Source organism: Streptomyces sp. SID12488 (genome assembly GCF_010548275.1).
In the GTDB taxonomy this organism is placed as follows: domain Bacteria; phylum Actinomycetota; class Actinomycetes; order Streptomycetales; family Streptomycetaceae; genus Streptomyces.
The window spans coordinates 99,808-117,645 of sequence record NZ_JAAGLT010000028.1; the positions used below are offsets into that span (position 1 = coordinate 99,808).

The window sequence follows — 17,838 nt, forward strand, 5'->3', positions numbered from 1 at the left end:
TTGACGGGCCAGACCGGAGTCGCCTGCTCAAGGATGACGAGGTCCTTATGCGCAGACGTAGTTTCAGCCGCGGACGTCCGTCGGCGGTGCTCGCCGCCGTGGTCGCGGCCCTGGCCGCGTTGGCGGCGCTCCTCGTCGCCGGCCCGGCTCAGGCGGCCACCACCAGCGATGTGCGCGGTGTTGATTCCGGCCGGTGTCTCGATGTGGCGGGCGTCAGCCAGACCGACGGCGCGAACGTGCAGATCTGGGACTGCCACGGCGGCACCAACCAGCAGTGGACGCTGACGGACAGCAGCCAGCTGACCGTGTACGGCAACAAGTGCCTGGATGCCCGGGGCGGCGGCACCACGCCCGGGACCCCGGTGCAGATCTGGACGTGTACCGGCACTGAGAACCAGCAGTGGCGGGTGAACCCCGACGGCACGATCGTCGGCGTGCGGTCCGGACTGTGCCTGGAGGTCTCGGGCTGGGGCAAGGCCAACGGCACGGAGGTGCGGCTCTGGTCGTGCCACGGCGGCGCCAACCAGAAGTGGACCGGCCTGTCCGGGACGGGCAACGCGTGCGCTCTTCCGTCGACCTACCGCTGGACCTCGACCGGTCCGCTGGCGCAGCCGGCGAACGGGCAGCTCGCGCTGAAGGACTTCGCCACCGTGAAGTACAACGGCAAGAACCTGGTCTACGCCACCACCGCCAACGAAAGCGGGTGGGGCTCGACGGGGTTCAGTCCCTTCACGGACTGGTCGGACATGGGGGCGGCCACCCAGACCAAGACGAACCAGGACGCGGTGGCGCCCGACCTGTTCTACCTCTCGACCAAGAACATCTGGGTGATGGTGTACCAGTGGCCGTCGTTCGTCTACAGCACGTCCAGCGACCCCACCAACCCCAACGGCTGGTCCGCCCCGCAGCCCCTGTTCACCGGCAGCCTCCCCGCGGGCGAAGACGGCGCCCCGCTCGACGCGACCATGATCGCCGACAACCAGAACATGTACCTGTTCTTCGCCGGTGACAACGGCAAGATCTACCGGACGAGCATGCCGCTCGGGAACTTCCCCAGCAGTTTCGGCTCCTCGTACACGACCGTCATGAGCGACACAAACAGGGACCTTCTGTTCGAGGCGCCGGAGGTCTACAAGGTCCAGGGCCGGGACCAGTACCTCATGATCGTTGAGGCGCAGGGTTCGAACCGCTACTTCCGTTCGTTCACCGCCTCCAGCCTCAACGGTCCGTGGACCGTCCAGGCCGGCAGCGAGAGCAGCCCCTTCGCGGGCCAGGCCAACAGCGGTTCCACCTGGGCCCAGGGCGTCAGCCACGGTGACCTGATCCGCAACAACCCCGACCAGACCATGACCATCGATCCCTGCAACCTGCAGTTCCTCTACCAGGGCCTCCTCAAAGACATCCCGCCGAACACCGGCTACCTGAGCCTGCCGTACCGGCCGGGCCTGCTCACCCTGCAGCGCTGACCCGCCTGATCCACGGTGATCGCGATGGGGTGCGGTCCGCCGACGCGTGGACGAGCTGTCTACGGCGTGGGTAACTCCACCTGCTGACCGATACTCACCGCCTTGAGGAACCCCAGCCGCGCGTCGGCTGGGGTTCCTCTCTTTCGTGGACTCTCCTCGTGGGCACGGACCGAAGCCCTATGACGCCACCGGGGATCCTGGGATCCGCCTGCCGGCCGTGGTGTGCCGAGAATTCCGCAAGCCCATCCCAGGCGTCGGTCCGTGTCGCCGTCGTTCCCCTGGACCCACGTCGCCTTCTGAGGTAGTCCTGGAACGCAAGCACCTCGTCGATGATCCAGAGGTTCGAGGTGTTGGTGCCGATCTCGTTGGAGTCGGTTCGCATAGACATGAGCAGTGAGAGGGCGTTTCATTCCATTGTTTAGTCCCTGGATGCCCTAATTCGGCGGGGTTCTAGGTGCCGCGCCAGCTCGGGGTGGATCCAGCTGTGAGGCGGCGGGTCATGAGGTTGGTCATCGCGAGGTGAATCATGGCTTCGGGGCGGTGGGGGTGGGCTTCGTAGTCGCGGGTCAGGCGGCGGTGGTTCATCAGCCAGCCCGGGGTGCGTTCGACGGTCCAGCGGCGAGGCAGGACGGTGAATCCCCTGATGCTGGGGTCACGGCGGACGATGTGCATGTGATGCCCAGGTCGCGGCATGCTCGACGAGGTGCTGGCGGTAGCCGCCGTCGACCCAGGTCTTGCGGACGGTGGGGTGCTCGGTGGCCACCTTCTCGATGAGGGCCTGGCCGGCGACGCAGTCCTGAACGCTCGCGGCCGTGACCAGTACCCCAGCAGCAGGCCGACGGTGTCGATGGCGATGCTCCGCTTGCGGCCCACGATCCTCTTGCCTGCGTCAACGCCTTGGCCGGCCGCGGGAACATTGGTGGACGTCTTGATGCTCTGCGAGTCGATCACGCATGCGCTGGGCTCGACCTCCCGGCCTTCCTGCCTGCGAACTTGCCGGCGCAGGAGACTGTTGAGCCGGTCGAAGACGCCCTCCTCCTGCCAGCGGGCGAAGTAGGCGTAGACGGTGTTCCGGTGCGGGTAGTCGTGCGGGAGGTAGTGCCAGGGGATCCCGGTGCGGTTCACGTAGAGGATCGTGTCCGGGAGGCTGCGCAGGTCATGGTCCGGCGGGCGGCCGATGCCCAGTCCCCGGCCGCGACGCTCGGCCCGCCAGGCAGTCAGGACCGGCTCGTCCAACTCCCAGCGGGCGTCCGACAGATCGCTCGGATAACGACGGCGTTCGGCCATGGTCTTGAAGTACCGGTCAGCCGCCGGTTCCGCCCAGGCGCATGCATCGGGCGCGCGAAGCGGACGACGCACGAAGGCGCGTCATGGGATTAAGCAGGAGGAATGTAGACGAGACACCCGCCCGGCCCTCCTGCGGCGGCACGGAGTCCTGTAGCCAACCGGCCAGCTGTGCGACATCCCGTGGGTTCCCGTGGTTCTTGCCGGAACCCTGAGCCCCTGGCCTGGGGCTTCTCTCTCGTTCGCGTGATCGGCCGGTCAGTGACGTGAGTTCGGGATTCCTGAAGCTTTCTCGTCCGATCTGATCGGTCTGCAGTCTGGTCGAAGGCGAGGAGGCGCATGCTGTCGACGCTGGCGGTGGTGAGAAGACTCGGCAGAGTTCTGGAGAACTCACTGGATGTCGCACTGAGGCGCTTGAGTCTCCAGCCGCCGGAGGGTTCAGGATCTTACTCATGGACGACGAACGCCCCGACGTGCTCACCATTGGCCGGCTCGCGCACCGCACCGGACTTCCGGTACGTACCCTGCGCTTCTGGTCCGACGAGGGAGCGGTGCCGCCTGTGGGCCGTTCCGCAGGCGGCTACCGGTTGTACGACGCCGAGTCCGTGGCCCGCGTCGAGCTGGTCCGCACCCTGCGGGAGCTGGGCCTCGGGCTCGACGACGTGTGCCGAGTCCTGAGCGGCCGCACCACGGTCGCCGAGGTCGCCGACGCGCATGTGGCCGCGCTCGACGCGCAGATCCGCTCCCTCAAGGTGAGCCGGGCCGTCCTGTCCACCGTGGCGAAGCGGGGTTCGACCGTTGAGGAGACAGCACTGATGAACCGGTTGGCGCGGCTTTCCGCCGCCGAACGCAAGCAGATCATCGACGAGTTCAAGGAGGAGGTGTTCGGCGGCCTCGACGACCCTCGCCTGCTCGACCGTATGCGCGCCTTCAGCATCGAATTGCCCGACGATCCCACACCTGAGCAGGTCGACGCCTGGATCGAACTGGCCGAACTGGTGCGAGAGCCCGGTTTCCGCGCCCGGTTGCGCACATGGATGGAGCTCAACACGCCCATACCGGGGCAGGGCCGTCCCCCCGGGGCGTCCATCTGGTGGGCCAGGCAGATCGTGCAGACCGTCACGGAGGTCAGAAAGGGCGGGGTCGCTCCCGAGGGGCCGGCAGCGGCCGAGGTGCTGTCCGAGCTGTTCGGTGACGCCGATCGGGCCGCCGTGCTGCGCAGCCTGGAGGCCGGGATCGAGGCAGGAGCGGAGCACTACCGCAGGCTCGTCGCCCGTGTGCGCGGGCAGAATTCATCGCCCGACGCGACCGAGGAGCTCGAATGGCTGGCGCGGGCCCTGCGCGCCGCGGATCAGACCTGACCTGGTGCTCGACCACGGCACGGGGCAGGCCGCCGACCTTGCGGTGCCGCTCGACCGGGACGAGCTGATCGCCTACGGGCCGTGGCTGTCCGAACTCCCGGCCCTCCGGGTTGCGGCCGAAGTCGGTGAGATCCAACATCTGGGGCTCCTTGCGGCGCAGGCCGTAGGCGTAAGGGGTCTTGAACAAGGCGGCGTCCCGGAAGGCCGGCAACCAGCCCTTGCGGCCTTTGCCGCGGACGCGCAGGACTTCCTCGTCAGCGTGGTCGAAGAACGCTTCCAACTCGGTCCGGGTGAAGGCCCGGCGTTCCGGCTCGCCCTCGGCTTCATCGGCGTGCGTCGCGGCGTTCCAGTCGTAGACCACCTGGACGGGGTGGGTCCCGAAGTGCCGCAGGAACTCGTCGCCCCAGCCATAGGCCGGATTGGTCAGGAAGTCGCAGAACTGGCGCACGGAACCCTGGTGGTTCCGCAAGGTGGAGCGGACGCAGCCGTGCACGGCCCGCAGATCCGCCGACCACTCATCGACGTGCTGCGGCGTCCACTGCCGCGGCATGGCATCGGCATGCTGGGTGAAGGCCCGGACCGTGCGTTCCTGGTCGTTGACGTATCCCGGCGAGAGATTCCGGGCGAGCTGCTGGTTGCGCCAGCCCTTGATCATCGCCTCGAAGACTCGCTCGTCCGGCCGCAGCAGCGGCAGACCGTCGATCAGATGCAGCCGAGCAGAACCTGGAACGAGGCCCCGTCCCCACTCATTTGCCATCACTCTCCGTCTATCGCATCTGACGCGAGAATTTCGCATCAGATGCGACGCGGGGGCGTCTTCGCAGTTCAACCGCTCGATGGAGTGAGGTCCGCGGACACTCGGGAATTTCCCTCTTCCTGTGCTTCCTGTGCGGCTTCAGCCGCACAGCCGCGCGGGGCGGTGTGCGGCCGGAAGCATGTGATGGTTCGCACCGTCGAGGTGGAAAGGGAGCCCGGGCGGGTCACCGGGTCCGGTGACCCGGTGCGACCGCGACTCGGCGAAAAAAATGATTGAGATGGCAACCTTTCCGCTCTGAGTGGCCACTTGGGGGTGTACCGACGAGGGCGAGCCGTGGTCAGCGGCGCTACGCCTTCTGTATCAACACCCGATCGGAGCTCCACAAGTGTCACCAGACAACCCGAGATCCGCCGAGCAGCCGATGCCTCGGGGTCGCACGCCCCGCCGTAGCCCGATGCGCCGGCGCTTTGTCGCGGGGGCGGTGGCGGTGCTCGCCGCCTCGGCCGGCGTCGGCGCCCTGGCGCCCAGCGCGGTCGCCGCGCCGACCGTCGACATCAGTGTGAATGCCGGTACCTCCTTGGGCACGGTGCCCAGCAGTGGTGTCGGCCTCAACACGGGCGTCGGCGACGAGCACATGGGGGACGTCAAGGTGTCATCGCTGATGAAGGCCGCGGGAGTTCGGCAGTTGCGCTTTCCCGGTGGCTCCGGCGCGGACGGCTACCACTGGAAGACCCACACCATGAGCGACGGTGGCTGGGTCGTACCCAACACCGACTTCGACCACTTCATGGCCACCGCGAAGAAGGTCGGCGCCCAGCCGATTCTGACCGCGAACTACGGTTCCGGCACTCCCAAGGAGGCCGCCGACTGGGTCAAGTACGCCAACGTCGACAAAGGTTACGGCGTGAAGTACTGGGAGATCGGCAACGAGGTCTACGGCAACGGGCACTACGGCAACGGCAAGGGCTGGGAAACCGACACGCACGCCGACAAGAGCCCGAAGGAGTACGCGAAGAACCTGGTCGCCTACGCGAAGGCGATGAAGGCCGTGGACCCGAAGGTGAAGATCGGAGCGGTGCTCACCACCCCCGGCTACTGGCCGGATAAGGAGAAGGCACCCGGTGACACCGCCGACTGGAACAACACGGTGCTCTCCATCGCGGGACGCTCGATCGACTTCGTCATCGTCCACTGGTACCCGGGCGGCACCACCACGGCCGACCTGCTGAACACCTCCTCCCGGATCGCCGGTGTCAGGTCCTCGCTGCGCTCGCTGATCGCCAAGTACGCGGGCTCGAACGCCGCTTCGGTGGAGATCGCGGTCACCGAGACGGACACCGTCTTCTCGCCCGCCCTGACCAGCCAGGCCGCGGCCCTGTTCGCGCCGGACACCTACATGACCTGGTTCGAGCAAGGTGCCACCCACGTGGACTGGTGGAACCTGCACAACGGCTCGGGCGACGCACCCACCACCGTCCACGGCCAGACCGACTACCAGGACGGGGGTGTGCTCTCCGCTGGAACCTGCGCCGGGGGAAAGTGCGAACCGTCGCGCGACACGCCCTTCCCCACCTACTGGGGCATCCGCTCACTGACCGCACTGGCGCGGCCCGGCGACACCATGGTCAAGTCGTCCTCGCGCAACTCGTCGGTCACTGTGCACGCGGTGCGGAGCAGCAACGGCGGTCTGAACGTCATGCTGATCAACAAGAGCCCGCAGGACACGGCGCGGGTGTCACTCTCGTACGCCGGATTCACCCCGGCCGCAGGGGCGGTCACGACCGTTTCGTATGCCAAGGGAGGAACCGCCCTGACTACGGTGAAGCAGGGCACGGCGATCGCACAGACGCTGCCGCCGTACTCGATCACGACTCTTCAGCTGAAGCCCGCGTCGGGTACTGCCCGCGCTGACAAGCTGACGCCCGCCGCCACGCCGACCGCAGCCACACCGACCGCCCCCACGCCGGTTGTCTCCGCGTCCGGCACGACCGGCACCCGTGCGCAGGGGGAGTTCGGCGCACCCGTCGGCCAGCCGACCCCGAGCAGCAGCGCGTCCGGCCCCCTGGCTTCCACCGGGGCGAGCAACGCTGTCACGTACAGCGCCTTCGGTGGCCTGCTGGTCATCGTTGCCGGCGGCGTGCTGGTGCTTCGCGGACGTCGCCGCGGGAGTCTGCACGGGAAGTGAGACCGCGTGAGTGACTGACGGCCCGGCAGCAACGCCACCCGCCCGTGGCGTGCGCGCCGGGCCGTCGGCCTCCGCGCCGACGTCGACGGTCAGAAAACAAACAAGCGGCAGATCGGCTCCGGGCGCGTCCTGGACGGCCACGGCCGCCCGCTCGCCGGCTCCGGGACAGAGATCTGCCACACGGCCAACAACGGCGCCTACTCCGGGCAGTACGACGACAGAGTGCAAGACCCGGCACGGCGACGCCGACGGCCGTCATGTGCATGGCCCTTGGCAGGTCTCGGCTCAACAGTGCGCACCGCCGACTCAACTTTACGATGCCGATGGTTACTGAGCTTTGCGGGTTGCCTTCGGGTAGTGACCTTGAGTGATCCCTGCGGTATGCCGGTGTCATGCGGTATGCGTCTCAACACCCATCGCACCGCTGGCCTGCGTGATTGCGCTGCGGGCCACGACTGGCTCACGATCGTCCAGCTCCCCTCCTACAGCCCCGACTTGAACCCGGTGGAAGGGGTTTGGTCCCTGTTACGAAGAGACCCGATGGCCAACACCGCATTCACCGACCCTGACCACCTCACCCGCACCCTCCGCCGAGGCCTCGCCCACATCCGGCCCCACCCAGGACTCATCGACGGCTGCCTCACCGAAACCGGCCTGACCCTCAACCCCGGCACCCGAAGCCAATCCGGCAAGGTCAGTAGTCATCCACCGCTCTGGCGAGCGGCTTTGCGAAGCGATTCCCACAGGGTGTCGATGTGGTCGGGCAGCGTCGTCGTCGCGCCGATGGCGACGCGAATCGCGAAGTGACCGTTGACCGATGTGTGCGTGAGGAAGGAATGCCCTTCGGCGTTGACCGCCTCCATTGCTGCCTTGGTAGCGGCGTCGTCGGGACGCCCTTGCCGGTCGACGAGGTACAGACATACGAGTGCCAGTGATGGCGGGGTGGCCAGGGCGAAGCCCGACTCGCTCTCAATCCGGCCGACCAAGGAGTTGGCCATGGCGACGTGGCCGCGGATGCTTTCGCGCAGGCCTTCCAGTCCGGCGCCGTGCACCACCGACCAGATCTTCAACGCACGCATACGACGGCCCAACGGGACCTGCCAGTCGCGGTAATCGATGACTTCGCCCGATTCGGTCGCAGCGTTACGCAGGTACTCCGGCGTGATGGACAGCGCTGTGGGCAGCGCTCGGGCATCCCTCACCCACATGAACGAGGCGTCGAAGGCGGTGTAGAACCACTTGTGTGCGTCGGTGCAGAACGAGTCGACAAGGTTCACGCCGTCCAGGAGCCAGCGGAACTCGGGACACAACGCCGCGACTCCTGCCCACGCGGCGTCGACGTGCACCCACGCCTCGTACGCACGCGCTGCCAGCGCGACGTCTCTCACGGGGTCGATGGCACCCGTGCCGGTTGTTCCCACGGTCGGACAGACCATGACCGGCCTCTTTCCGGCGGCCACGTCCTTGGCCAGCATGTCTGCCAGGGCATCCGCCGACATGGACAGCGTGCCCTGGGTAAAGGGGACGATCCGCAATGCTCGCGCGCCGAGCCCGGCCACACGCACGGCCTTGGCCAGTGACGAGTGGGTCTCGGCAGTGACGTACACCGTCTCGGTGCCGTCCACGCCGTGTTCGCGCCAGTCCGGGTTGCTGCGCTGCAGCGCAGCCAGCAGGGCAGCCAACGATGCCGACGAAGCCGAATCCTGCAGCGAACCGCCTCCACCCCCGGCGAAAGTGAACTCGCGACCAAGGCCCAGGGCATCCGCCAGGCCGTCGAGCAGGACCTGCTCGATCTCCGTCCCGGCCGGCGATGTCGACCAGAGCATTCCCTGCGCTCCGATCCCGCCCGATGCGATGTCACCGAGGAGCGACAGCAGGGACGCGTTCGCTGGGAAGTAGCCGAAGAAGCCCGGGTGCTGCCAGTGGAGCGACGAGGGGACGACCACGTCGTTGAGCAAGGCGATGAGATCATCGCCCAGCGACTGGGACGGCTGCTCAGGCAGTTCACGAGGAAGCTGCGCCTTCACGGAGCCCGGCGAGACCTTCGGCCGCACGTGCAGGGAAGGGAGCGAGGTGCGGTACTGGGCGACCCAGTCGACCAACTGGTGGCCCTGGCGGCGGAATTCATCTGGCTCAAGATCAGGCATGCTCTGTCCTAAGAGGTGGTGTTGGTCATGACGAGGGCTGAGCGCCTACCTGAGCGCTGGGGACGATCAGGTGCCCGGGGCGAACTGGCCGCTACCGGATTCAGAGGGCCTCGATGCCGCGTACCGACTGGTGCCGCACCAGAGCCTGTCGTCTACAGTTGTAGATTAATAGCTCCAATGTAATCCCTTGTGGGGTCGCTGGGAAGGGGGCGCCATGGGGACCCCTCTCACGGCCACCGGGAATGACACCTCTTCGCCCTCGCTCCGTGCGCCCCTGCCGCGAGCACGTGGCGTCAGAGGTTCACCAGGTCACAGCGTTGGGTCTGCGGGTCACACGACCCCTCAGGGTCATCCGCCGTGAGGCCCGCGAGTGCGACCACAGCCCTCAGCATTCAGGCGTCTACCCGTTGGTAAGGTGTCACCATGCCCAAGATCGTGGACCACGACGCGCGGCGTGAAGAGATCATCGAAGCCGTATGGCGCCTTGTCGCGCGGCGAGGATTCGCGGCGCTGAACATGCGGGATCTCGCCGCCGAAGCTGGATTCACCAACGGTGCGCTCGCACGATACTTTCCCACCAAAGCAGCAATTCTGCGGGCCGCGCTGGAGCGCGCCAATGCAGCCACCGAGCAGCGGGCCGCCCACACCATCGCCGGCGCCAACGGCCTGAACGCGTTCCGCAAGTTCTGCGTCGAGATCATGCCCCTGGACGACGAGCGTCTCAATGAGGCCCGCGTGGTCATCGGCTTCTGGAATTACGCGGTAGCCGATCAGGAACTGATCGGCGTCTACGACCAGGCGATATCGCGCTGGCGCGATCAGATGCTCTCGTACCTGCACACTGCGGCTGAAGCGGGAGAGATCAACCCATCCTGCGATCTCGATGCGTTCTTGGACCTTGCGATGGCCACGCTGATGGGACTCCAGATCAACGCGATCTTCGCGGCTCGCCTGACCACACCCTCCCGCCAGTTGCGGATACTCGACGGACTCATCGCGGGGTTGCAGACCAGCACCTCATGATTTGAGCACGCAGACGCAGAAGTACTCACCTGTGGATCAGTTGCATCTGATCCACCCCTTGTGTCACAACCACCGGTGCCCATGGACCCGCGACACCACCGTCCACAGCGGAAAACTACGGCAGCCGGGAACGCCTCAGCAGCTCGTTTGTGCCGTAGTCCGGTTGGCGTGCACCACCGCCGGCCCGGCTTCGCGCCGTCTTCCGCCCTGCAGACATACGAAGGGGCGAGAATCGCCGCGCCGGGCTTCTCGGCAGCGGCGGCGTAGGCAGGTGCCGTGGCACGCTGGCGGCGATGCCCTCGTCCGGGCAGTACACCGCGCCGGCTCGCCGGCTCATCCAGCCGGTGTTCGCGCCAACGAGTCTCCCCGAACCCCGCGGGACATGACCGGACAGGGGAATCGACGGCGTGATGACATCGAACCCGTGGCAACCGCCTCGCCAGGTGTGCAGCTCTGTCTGCACGTCGGCCGCACCCTGGTCGCAGTTCAGGGCGACCACCAGCATCCGGAACTGACGGCGGTTGTCCAGCATCTCCTGGTGACGTCCAGCACCGGGGCTGTTTCCGCTGCACCTCAGCACCTCAGCGACCTCGCCGCCGGCAAGTCCACCACCCCATACGGAAAGCGAAGCCGCCCACGGGCACATCGGCGGCCGATGGCCGAGCGCTCCCTCACTCGAGCTTCGTACAATTTGGGGCCGAACGGTAATGTCGATCCAGTGCGTCGCAGAGACGTCGAAGGGGTGTGCCCCTGCCCGGCCATCGATCCATCACCGAAGCCGAGAAGCTGGCCGCTGCGAAGCTCGGCGGCATCCCGATCCGCCATGAGCAGATGGCTGTGGTGGCCAATATCCACCGGGCGGCCTCGGCGGTGCGGCAGCATCTGGAGAACTCCGTACTCCGCGGATCCGATCTCACCTGGACGGCGTTCGTCGTGCTCTGGGTGGTCTGGATCTGGGGCGAGCCGGAGACCCGGCACGTGGCTGAGGAAGCGGGGATCTCCAAGGGCACACTCACTGGGGTCGCGCGCACGCTGGAGGCTCGGGGGCTAATACGACGGGGCGGTCATCCCACCGACGGGAGGCTGGTTCTGCTCAGCCTCACGGACGAGGGTGAGGAACTGATGCGGCGGGTGTTTCCGCAGTTCAACGAGGAGGAGGCATTCGTGGTCGAACAGCTGGACGACGAGTGCCGCAGCGTCGCGGACGGACTGCGGCGAGTTGTGCTCAAGGTCGAGGAGCACGGCGAGGAGCGTCGGCGCGCCCTGCCGAACGGTGCCGAGCCCGCCCTGCGTCGCAGTGGTCGCCGTCCGAAGCCGAAGGCGTGAAGGGGAGCCCGCGCAGCGGGGCAGGACTCAGAGGGAGAACGCCTCCGCCGCGATGACGGCCGGCGGCGCTCGGAGCCCCCGCGTTACCGGTGACGCGGGGGCAGCGATCCCACTCCCCGCCGGTGGACCGCGGCAGCTGATCGCATCGGGCGATGGCGATGTCCTGCGGTCCCAGCCCTCGGGCGGCGATGATGCGCCGCAGAGCTATGCCGGGAGCGAGGTAGCCGCGGGGGCAGGACTTGTGCGGCGTCCGTCGAGGAAGACGGCGGTGAGTTCTCGTGCTGTCAACGGCGGTCGCGTGCGGCGCCTACAAGGGCGTCGAACAGTCCCTGCTGGGCGGGGTCTTCGAGGGCGGTGTCCTCGGGGTGCCACTGGACCGCGGCGAACCAGCCGAGAACTCCGGGCAGTTCGAGCCCTTCCACCGTGTCGTCGGCGGCCCGGGCGGTAATCGTGAGGCCGGCGCCCGTACGGTCGACCCGCTGGTGGTGGTAGCAGGATGCCTCCACCTTCTCGGCGCCGGTGGCCTGTTCCAGCAGCGAGCCGCGCCGGATCGCCATCGGGTGCACGACATGTCGGTGCTCGCGGTCCGGACCGCCCATGTCCTGGTGGAGGGTGCCGCCGAGGGCGATGTTGACGACCTGGAGGCCGCGGCAGATCGCGAGCAGGGGCAGGCCCAGGTCGATGGACTGGCGGGCGACTTCCAGGTCGAAGGCGTCCTGGAGGTCGTCGACGTCGTACACGCTGTCGTGGGTGTCGGTCGCGCCGTAGCGGTACGGAGCGAGATCGCCACCGCCGGGGAGGAGGACGCCGTCGAAGCGGGCGAGGCGGGCGGCCACGCCTGCGGCGGTGGGCTCGGCGGGGTGGATGGTGGCCGGTTCGCCGCCGGCCCGCCAGACCGCCTCGACCAGCGCGCGAGCGTTGACCTCGGCGGCGTAGCGCAGGGCGGAGGTGGAGGCGGCGAAGCGGGCGGGGATCGCGATCAGCGGTCGCGCGGGCGTCGTCACAGCTGGATCCAGGTGGTCTTGAGTTCGGTGTACTTCTCGATGGCGTGGGCGGACTTGTCGCGGCCGTTGCCGGACTGCTTCACGCCGCCGAAGGGCACGGTGAGATCGCCCTCCTCGTAGCAGTTCACCCAGACCGTGCCGGCCTTCAGCGCCCGCGAGACCTGGTGGGCGGTGGACAGGTCGGAGGTCCACAGGCCGGCGGCGAGGCCGTACTCGGTGGCGTTGGCCAGCCGTACCGCCTCGTCGACGTCGTCGAAGGTGAGGACGGACAGGACCGGGCCGAAGATCTCCTCACGGGCCAGCCGCATGCCCGGATCCACGTGGTCGAAGACGGTGGGCTGCAGGTAACTGCCGCCGGTGTCGGCGAGTGTGCGGCTGCCTCCGGCCCGCAGCCGAGCGCCCTCGTTGAGGCCGGTGCCGATGTGCTCCAGTACGCGCTGCAGGTGGCGCTCACCGACCAGCGCCCCCATCTCGGTCGCCGGGTCGAGCGGGTCACCGATCCGTAGTTCCCGGGCCCGCGCCACGATGGTGTCCGTCACGCGCTCGGCAATGGAGGAGTGGACGAGCAGCCGCGAAGGGGCCGTGCACATCTCGCCCTGGTTGAAGAAGATGCCCCAGGCGGCGGTTTCGGCGGCCTTCTCCAGGTCGGGTGCGTCCGGGAGGATGATGTTGGGTGACTTGCCGCCCAGCTCCAGCCAGACGCGCTTGAGGTTGGAGTCGGCCGCGTACCGCAGGAAGTGCCGCCCGACGGCGGTGGATCCGGTGAAGGCCAGCACGTCGACGTCCGGGTGGAGGCCGATCGCCCGTCCGGCGGTGGGCCCGTCGCCGGTGACGACGTTGAGTACGCCCGGCGGCAGCCCTGCCTCGGTCGCCAGCCGACCGAGCAGCAACGCGGACAGCGGCGAGTTCTCCGACGGCTTGAGCACCACGGTGCAGCCGGCCGCGAGCGCCGGAGCGACCTTCCAGCTCGCCAGCGTGAGAGGGAAGTTCCAGGGGACGACCGCGCCGACGACACCCGCCGGTTCGCGGGTGACCAGGGCGAGCGCGTCGGGCGCGGTGTGCGGCGACTCGTCGGTGAGCTTGTCCGCCAGCTGCCCGTACCACCGAAAGGTGTTGATCGCGGCGCGCAGCTCGATGTCGTACGCGTCCGTGATCGGCTTGCCCATCTCCAGGCTGACCGTCAGCGCCAGCCGGTGACGCTGCTCCTCCAGCAGATCAGCGATCCGCAACAGGACCCGGCCCCGGTCGGCAGGTGCGAGGCGTGGCCACGGCCCCGAGTCGAAGGCCCGGCGCGCGGCGGCCACAGCGGCGTCCACCTCGGCGGGCTGGGCGTCGGCCACGTGCGCCAGCACCTGCCCGTCGCGGGGCGAGAGGGCCGGGTAGGACTGCCCGCCGCCGGGTTCGTCGGCGCCGTCGATGTGGTGCGCACCGGACACGTCCAGTGCCTTGGCCCGGCGCAGCCAGTCGTCGTGGGTGATGTCCAGCATGCGTAGCCTCCAGGTCATGGCATTACGTTTGAATCCAAACAATAAGCCACGGGCGGTCTCCGCAGGGGAGACCGGGGTCTCGACCGGCTTGTCGTTCGGTCGTACGGTCAACGGGCCATGGACATGCACGGGCGAGCTCGCGCCCCTGCGCATGGATCACCACCTCGGCGTACCGGTGCTTGGTGTCTGCTTCGGCGGCCGGGGGCCGACCACCGCCCTCGGTCGGTCAATGCGTCATCGCGCCCGGAGATCGGCCGGCGTTCCAGGTGGGGCGCTTTCCGGGGATGCGGATCCGGAGATCACCAGGGCTATGACGCGCGACTGCCTCGACCTCGGCGGCACGGGCGGTGCGTACGGCCGGCACGTCGGCCACGTGGCACAGCGGCCGGCTGACGACTTCTTCACGCACCCCGGACTCAGGGCAAGCCCTCCCCCGGCCCGGAGAGGTCGGTGTGGCCGGTCCGGGCCCGAGGGGGAGGACAAGGACCGGGCCGGCCACGCCGCGGGGCAGGCTCAGACGTCGACCAGCGCCCTGCCACGAGTCAGTCGCGCGGCGATGACGCCCAGGACCAGGACCGCCGGGACGGTGAGCTCCAGCCACATCGCCGTGCCCTGGTCCCCGCCGATGAGGGTGGTGAAGTTGGCCAGGATCAGCCAGATGGCACCGGCGATGCCGAGCGCACCCAGGACGGGGGCGATCAGCGTGTTCCAGGCGCGAGTGTCCAGCCGTTCCCGGCGGAAGAACACGACCACCGAGACGGAGGTCAGGAAGTACAGGAGCATGACCGCCAGCACCGCGACCCCACTGAACCAGGAGAAGAGGCTCAGCACCGGGTCCTTGCCCAGCAGCGCGAAGGACATGACCAACGCGAGCGAGATCACGGTCTGCACGCCGCCGGCCGCCCAGGGCGAGTGGCGTCGGTTGACCGCGGTCAGCCCGCGCGGCAGCAGGCCGTCGCGGCCGAGCGAGAACAGGTAGCGGTTGGCGGAGTTGTGGAAGGCGAGGACGCCGGCGAAGAGGGAGGTGACCAACAGGATGGGCAGCGCGTCACCTGCCCATCCGCCGAACTGCGCGGTGATCGGCGCGAAGACCCAGGACGTGGCGTCGCCGCTCTCCAGCGCCTTCCCGGCGGCCGCGGTGGCGTTCGAGGCGCCATGGGCGGAGACCAGCATCCACGAGGTGAAGGCGAAGAAGACGGTGACGACCATGACGGACAGGTACGTGGCCCGGGGGACGGTCCTGCGGGGCTCCCGTGCCTCCTCGCCGTAGATCGCTGTGGCCTCGAAGCCGAACATCGACGCCACAGCGAACATCAGCGCCACGCCCGGTGCCCCCTGCAGGGCCGCATGGGGCGAGAAGCTGTGGGCGAAGCCCAGCCCCTCGGGACCGCCGCCCTTGAAGAAGGTCACCAGGGCGAAGACGAACAGGATGCTGAACTCGGCCAGGACGAAGACGGCGAGGATCTTGGCGCCCATCTCGATCCCGGCGGCACCGAGGATCTGGACGATCACCATGGTGACCAGGACCCACACCCACCACGGTGCGCTCAGCCCCGTGTACTGCTCGACCAGGCCGCCGACGATGAAGCCGTACAAGCCGTACATGGCGGCCTGGACCGCGCAGTAGGCGAAGAGCGCGACTCCTGCGCTCCCGGAGCCGATGGGGCGGCCGAGCCCCTTGCCGATGTAGGTGTAGAAGGCGCCGGCGTCCACGACATGTCGCCCCATGGCGACGAAGCCGACGGAGAACAGCAGGATGACGGCGCCGACCGCGGCATACGCGGCGGGCGCACCCGCGCCCGTTGCCGATGGCGACGGCGATGGGCACGGCACCGGCTATGCCGGTCAGCGGCGCCTGCGCGGAGAGAACGAAGAAGAGGATTCCCAGAACACCGAGGGAGTTGGGTTTGAGCCGGCCTGCAGCGGAGGGGCTCTGCACGGTCTGTGTTGGTTCGACCGTCTGACTGTCCACGCGGATCACCTGCCTGGAAGGGAGAGGGGTTTCGTTTCGAGCCAAACGAGTTGCCTCATAGTGGGCTGGAACTATCCAGATGGCAAGGGTTTGTGTGGTGTTTTTTGGGCCACCGCATCGTCTGTACGAGGCCGTGGCCGAGGTGGCATCCGAGCCGAACGAGGCCCCGGGCGCCAAGCGTCCGGGGCCTCGCAACAGGCAGGTCGGCGAGTCAGGCGCCGCTGTCGCCCGCACTCCCGCCGTCTGCGTCGGCGTCGAGCAACCGCAGCAGGGAGCGGAGCTCCTCGATGGCCGCGTCAGTGACCTCGGGTCCGCCGCCCAGAACGAGCTGGTGCAGGACGAGACCGTCGAGGGCGGCGAAGACCAGCCGCGTCATCGCCCGGTTCGCACCCTCGGGGAGCATCCGGGACAGTTCGCGCTCGGTGGCATCGAAGTACTCGTCGTACAGCCCACGGATCAGCGGCAGCAGCTCCGGCCGTCGCCGGGATTCGAGCAGCAGCTCGTACTGGAAGACCTGGGTGTCCGGATCGGCCGTGACCATCTCGGACACTCCGGCCGAGAAGTCGGACACCTTGCCGGTCCCCGGCTCGACCGCGCTGACGCTCAGGCTGGAGCGTACGGTGTGGGCGAGCGCCTCCTCGATCAGCGCGTCGCGGGTGCCGAAGTGGTGGACGACAAGACCGTGGGTGACCCCTGCCTCCTCCGCCACCGCGCGATAGGTGAGCTTGCGCAGACCGCCCCGGGCCACCACCCGCACGGCCGCGTTGAGCAGTGCCTCCCGGCCCTCCCCGTAGTTCACCCGCTTGCGCGGCCTGCGGCCCTCAGGGGTCCCGGTGGCTTCGGTCATGGGTGCGACCCTACCGGCCCGTACACGCACGGCGGCCTCTCCCCTGCCCGGCCGCAGGGGACGGACAGGTGAAGCACCGCGCCGGGCGCCGTCGCGGCAGGCCGGGTGCGGTTCCGCCTACGGTGGGCATCAGCGCTTGGGGGGCCGGATACCGCGGAACTCCCAGTCGCCGCCGAGCGCGGTGGACAGGACCTCTTCCGATTCGGTGGGCTGGGCTCCGACGTCCGTACGGATCGAGGTGGGGCCGGTGACGATGTGGTTGGTGAGCCGTCCCAGGCCCTCGACCTCGACCTCGACGACGTCACCGGGCTGGACAGGGCGGGAGTTGGCCGGGGTGCCGGAGAGCAGCACGTCGCCGGGGTGGAGAGTGATGGTGCGCGCGATGTCGGCGACGAGGTAGTGCATGTCCCACTCCATCTCATCCGTCGAACCGTCCTGGACGACCTCGCCGTTGACGTACGTGCGCAGGTACTTGCCGTGGAAGTCCCAGTCGGTGACCAGGCCCGGGCCGAGCGGACACAGGGTGTCGGAGCCCTTCACCCGCAGCATCGAACCGGCGTCGGTGTCGCGGAAGTCGTGCAGGCCGTAGTCGTTGGCGACGGTGTAGCCCGCGATGTACTCGCCCGCCTCGGCAGGGGAGATGTTGCGCGCGGTCCGGCCGATGACGATCGCCACCTCTCCCTCGTAGTTGAGCCACTTACAGCCCTCGGGGCGGACGATGGCGCCCTTGTGGGAGTTGAGGGCGGAGGTCGGCTTGTGAAAGTACGTCGGCGTCGGGGTCAGCTGGATCTGGAACTCGTCGACCCGGCTGCGGTGGTTGAGGTGGACGGCGACGACCTTGGACGGGACGACCGGCGGCAGGTGCTGGGCGTCCTCGATCTTGACCCGGCGGCCGTCCCCGGCGACGAGTTCGTCACCGTCACGGACGGTCTCGACGGCGGCTCCGTCGAGGAGGACACGGCGGTATTCGGGCATGGCG

Annotated in this window: 11 protein-coding genes and 3 pseudogenes; 7 read left to right on the plus strand and 7 right to left on the minus strand. The window is 68.3% G+C overall.

Annotation, left to right across the window (positions count from 1 at the left end; genetic code table 11):
• Window positions 1-47: 47 nt before the first annotated feature.
• Window positions 48-1,466 (plus strand): non-reducing end alpha-L-arabinofuranosidase family hydrolase, encoded by a 1,419-nt coding sequence (locus G3I56_RS32970; protein ID WP_164415449.1) that lies wholly within the window; start codon window positions 48-50, stop codon window positions 1,464-1,466.
• A 450-nt stretch (window positions 1,467-1,916) separates the two neighbouring features.
• Here G3I56_RS32970 and G3I56_RS32975 read toward each other — a convergent pair.
• Window positions 1,917-2,753, minus strand: a pseudogene (locus G3I56_RS32975) (IS5 family transposase).
• 449 nt (window positions 2,754-3,202) lie between these two features.
• On the opposite strand from G3I56_RS32975, the gene G3I56_RS32980 reads away from it, so the two are divergent.
• From G3I56_RS32980 to G3I56_RS32995, 4 genes and pseudogenes are all read left to right on the plus strand, one after another.
• A complete protein-coding gene (locus tag G3I56_RS32980) occupies window positions 3,203-4,111 on the plus strand; it encodes a MerR family transcriptional regulator (protein WP_164415451.1) in 909 nt (302 codons plus the stop codon).
• Window positions 4,112-4,115: 4 nt separating this feature from the next.
• Entirely contained in the window at window positions 4,116-5,144 is a 1,029-nt protein-coding gene (locus G3I56_RS32985) for a hypothetical protein (RefSeq protein WP_164415292.1), read from the plus strand.
• Between the two features lie 178 nt (window positions 5,145-5,322).
• Window positions 5,323-7,053: an LPXTG cell wall anchor domain-containing protein gene (locus tag G3I56_RS32990; RefSeq protein WP_203691190.1), complete on the plus strand. Its 1,731-nt coding sequence runs from the start codon at window positions 5,323-5,325 to the stop codon at window positions 7,051-7,053.
• 405 nt (window positions 7,054-7,458) lie between these two features.
• A pseudogene (locus G3I56_RS32995) lies at window positions 7,459-7,722 on the plus strand (transposase); the annotation flags it as partial.
• A 32-nt stretch (window positions 7,723-7,754) separates the two neighbouring features.
• Here G3I56_RS32995 and G3I56_RS33000 read toward each other — a convergent pair.
• Window positions 7,755-9,200 (minus strand): aminotransferase class V-fold PLP-dependent enzyme, encoded by a 1,446-nt coding sequence (locus tag G3I56_RS33000; protein WP_164415453.1) that lies wholly within the window; start codon window positions 9,198-9,200, stop codon window positions 7,755-7,757.
• A 423-nt stretch (window positions 9,201-9,623) separates the two neighbouring features.
• Here G3I56_RS33000 and G3I56_RS33005 point away from each other — a divergent pair, with 423 nt between their 5' ends.
• Together G3I56_RS33005 and G3I56_RS33010 are read left to right on the plus strand one after the other, a co-directional pair.
• A complete protein-coding gene (locus G3I56_RS33005) occupies window positions 9,624-10,223 on the plus strand; it encodes a TetR/AcrR family transcriptional regulator (protein WP_164415455.1) in 600 nt (199 codons plus the stop codon).
• Window positions 10,224-10,973: 750 nt separating this feature from the next.
• A complete protein-coding gene (locus G3I56_RS33010; protein ID WP_164415503.1) occupies window positions 10,974-11,549 on the plus strand; it encodes a MarR family transcriptional regulator in 576 nt (191 codons plus the stop codon).
• Between the two features lie 284 nt (window positions 11,550-11,833).
• Here G3I56_RS33010 and G3I56_RS33015 read toward each other — a convergent pair whose 3' ends face one another.
• From G3I56_RS33015 to G3I56_RS33035, 5 genes and pseudogenes are all read right to left on the minus strand, one after another.
• A complete protein-coding gene (locus G3I56_RS33015) occupies window positions 11,834-12,553 on the minus strand; it encodes a gamma-glutamyl-gamma-aminobutyrate hydrolase family protein (RefSeq protein ID WP_164415457.1) in 720 nt (239 codons plus the stop codon).
• Entirely contained in the window at window positions 12,550-14,040 is a 1,491-nt protein-coding gene (locus G3I56_RS33020; RefSeq protein WP_164415459.1) for an aldehyde dehydrogenase, read from the minus strand. The genes G3I56_RS33015 and G3I56_RS33020 overlap by 4 nt, the downstream gene beginning before the upstream one ends.
• 513 nt (window positions 14,041-14,553) lie before the next feature.
• Window positions 14,554-16,012: pseudogene (locus G3I56_RS33025) on the minus strand (APC family permease).
• 211 nt (window positions 16,013-16,223) lie between these two features.
• The gene (locus tag G3I56_RS33030) at window positions 16,224-16,859 is read right to left on the minus strand and encodes a TetR family transcriptional regulator (protein ID WP_164415461.1); all 636 of its coding nucleotides are present in this window, start codon (window positions 16,857-16,859) and stop codon (window positions 16,224-16,226) included.
• A 129-nt stretch (window positions 16,860-16,988) separates the two neighbouring features.
• The gene (locus G3I56_RS33035; RefSeq protein ID WP_164415463.1) at window positions 16,989-17,834 is read right to left on the minus strand and encodes a fumarylacetoacetate hydrolase family protein; all 846 of its coding nucleotides are present in this window, start codon (window positions 17,832-17,834) and stop codon (window positions 16,989-16,991) included.
• Window positions 17,835-17,838: the final 4 nt, after the last annotated feature.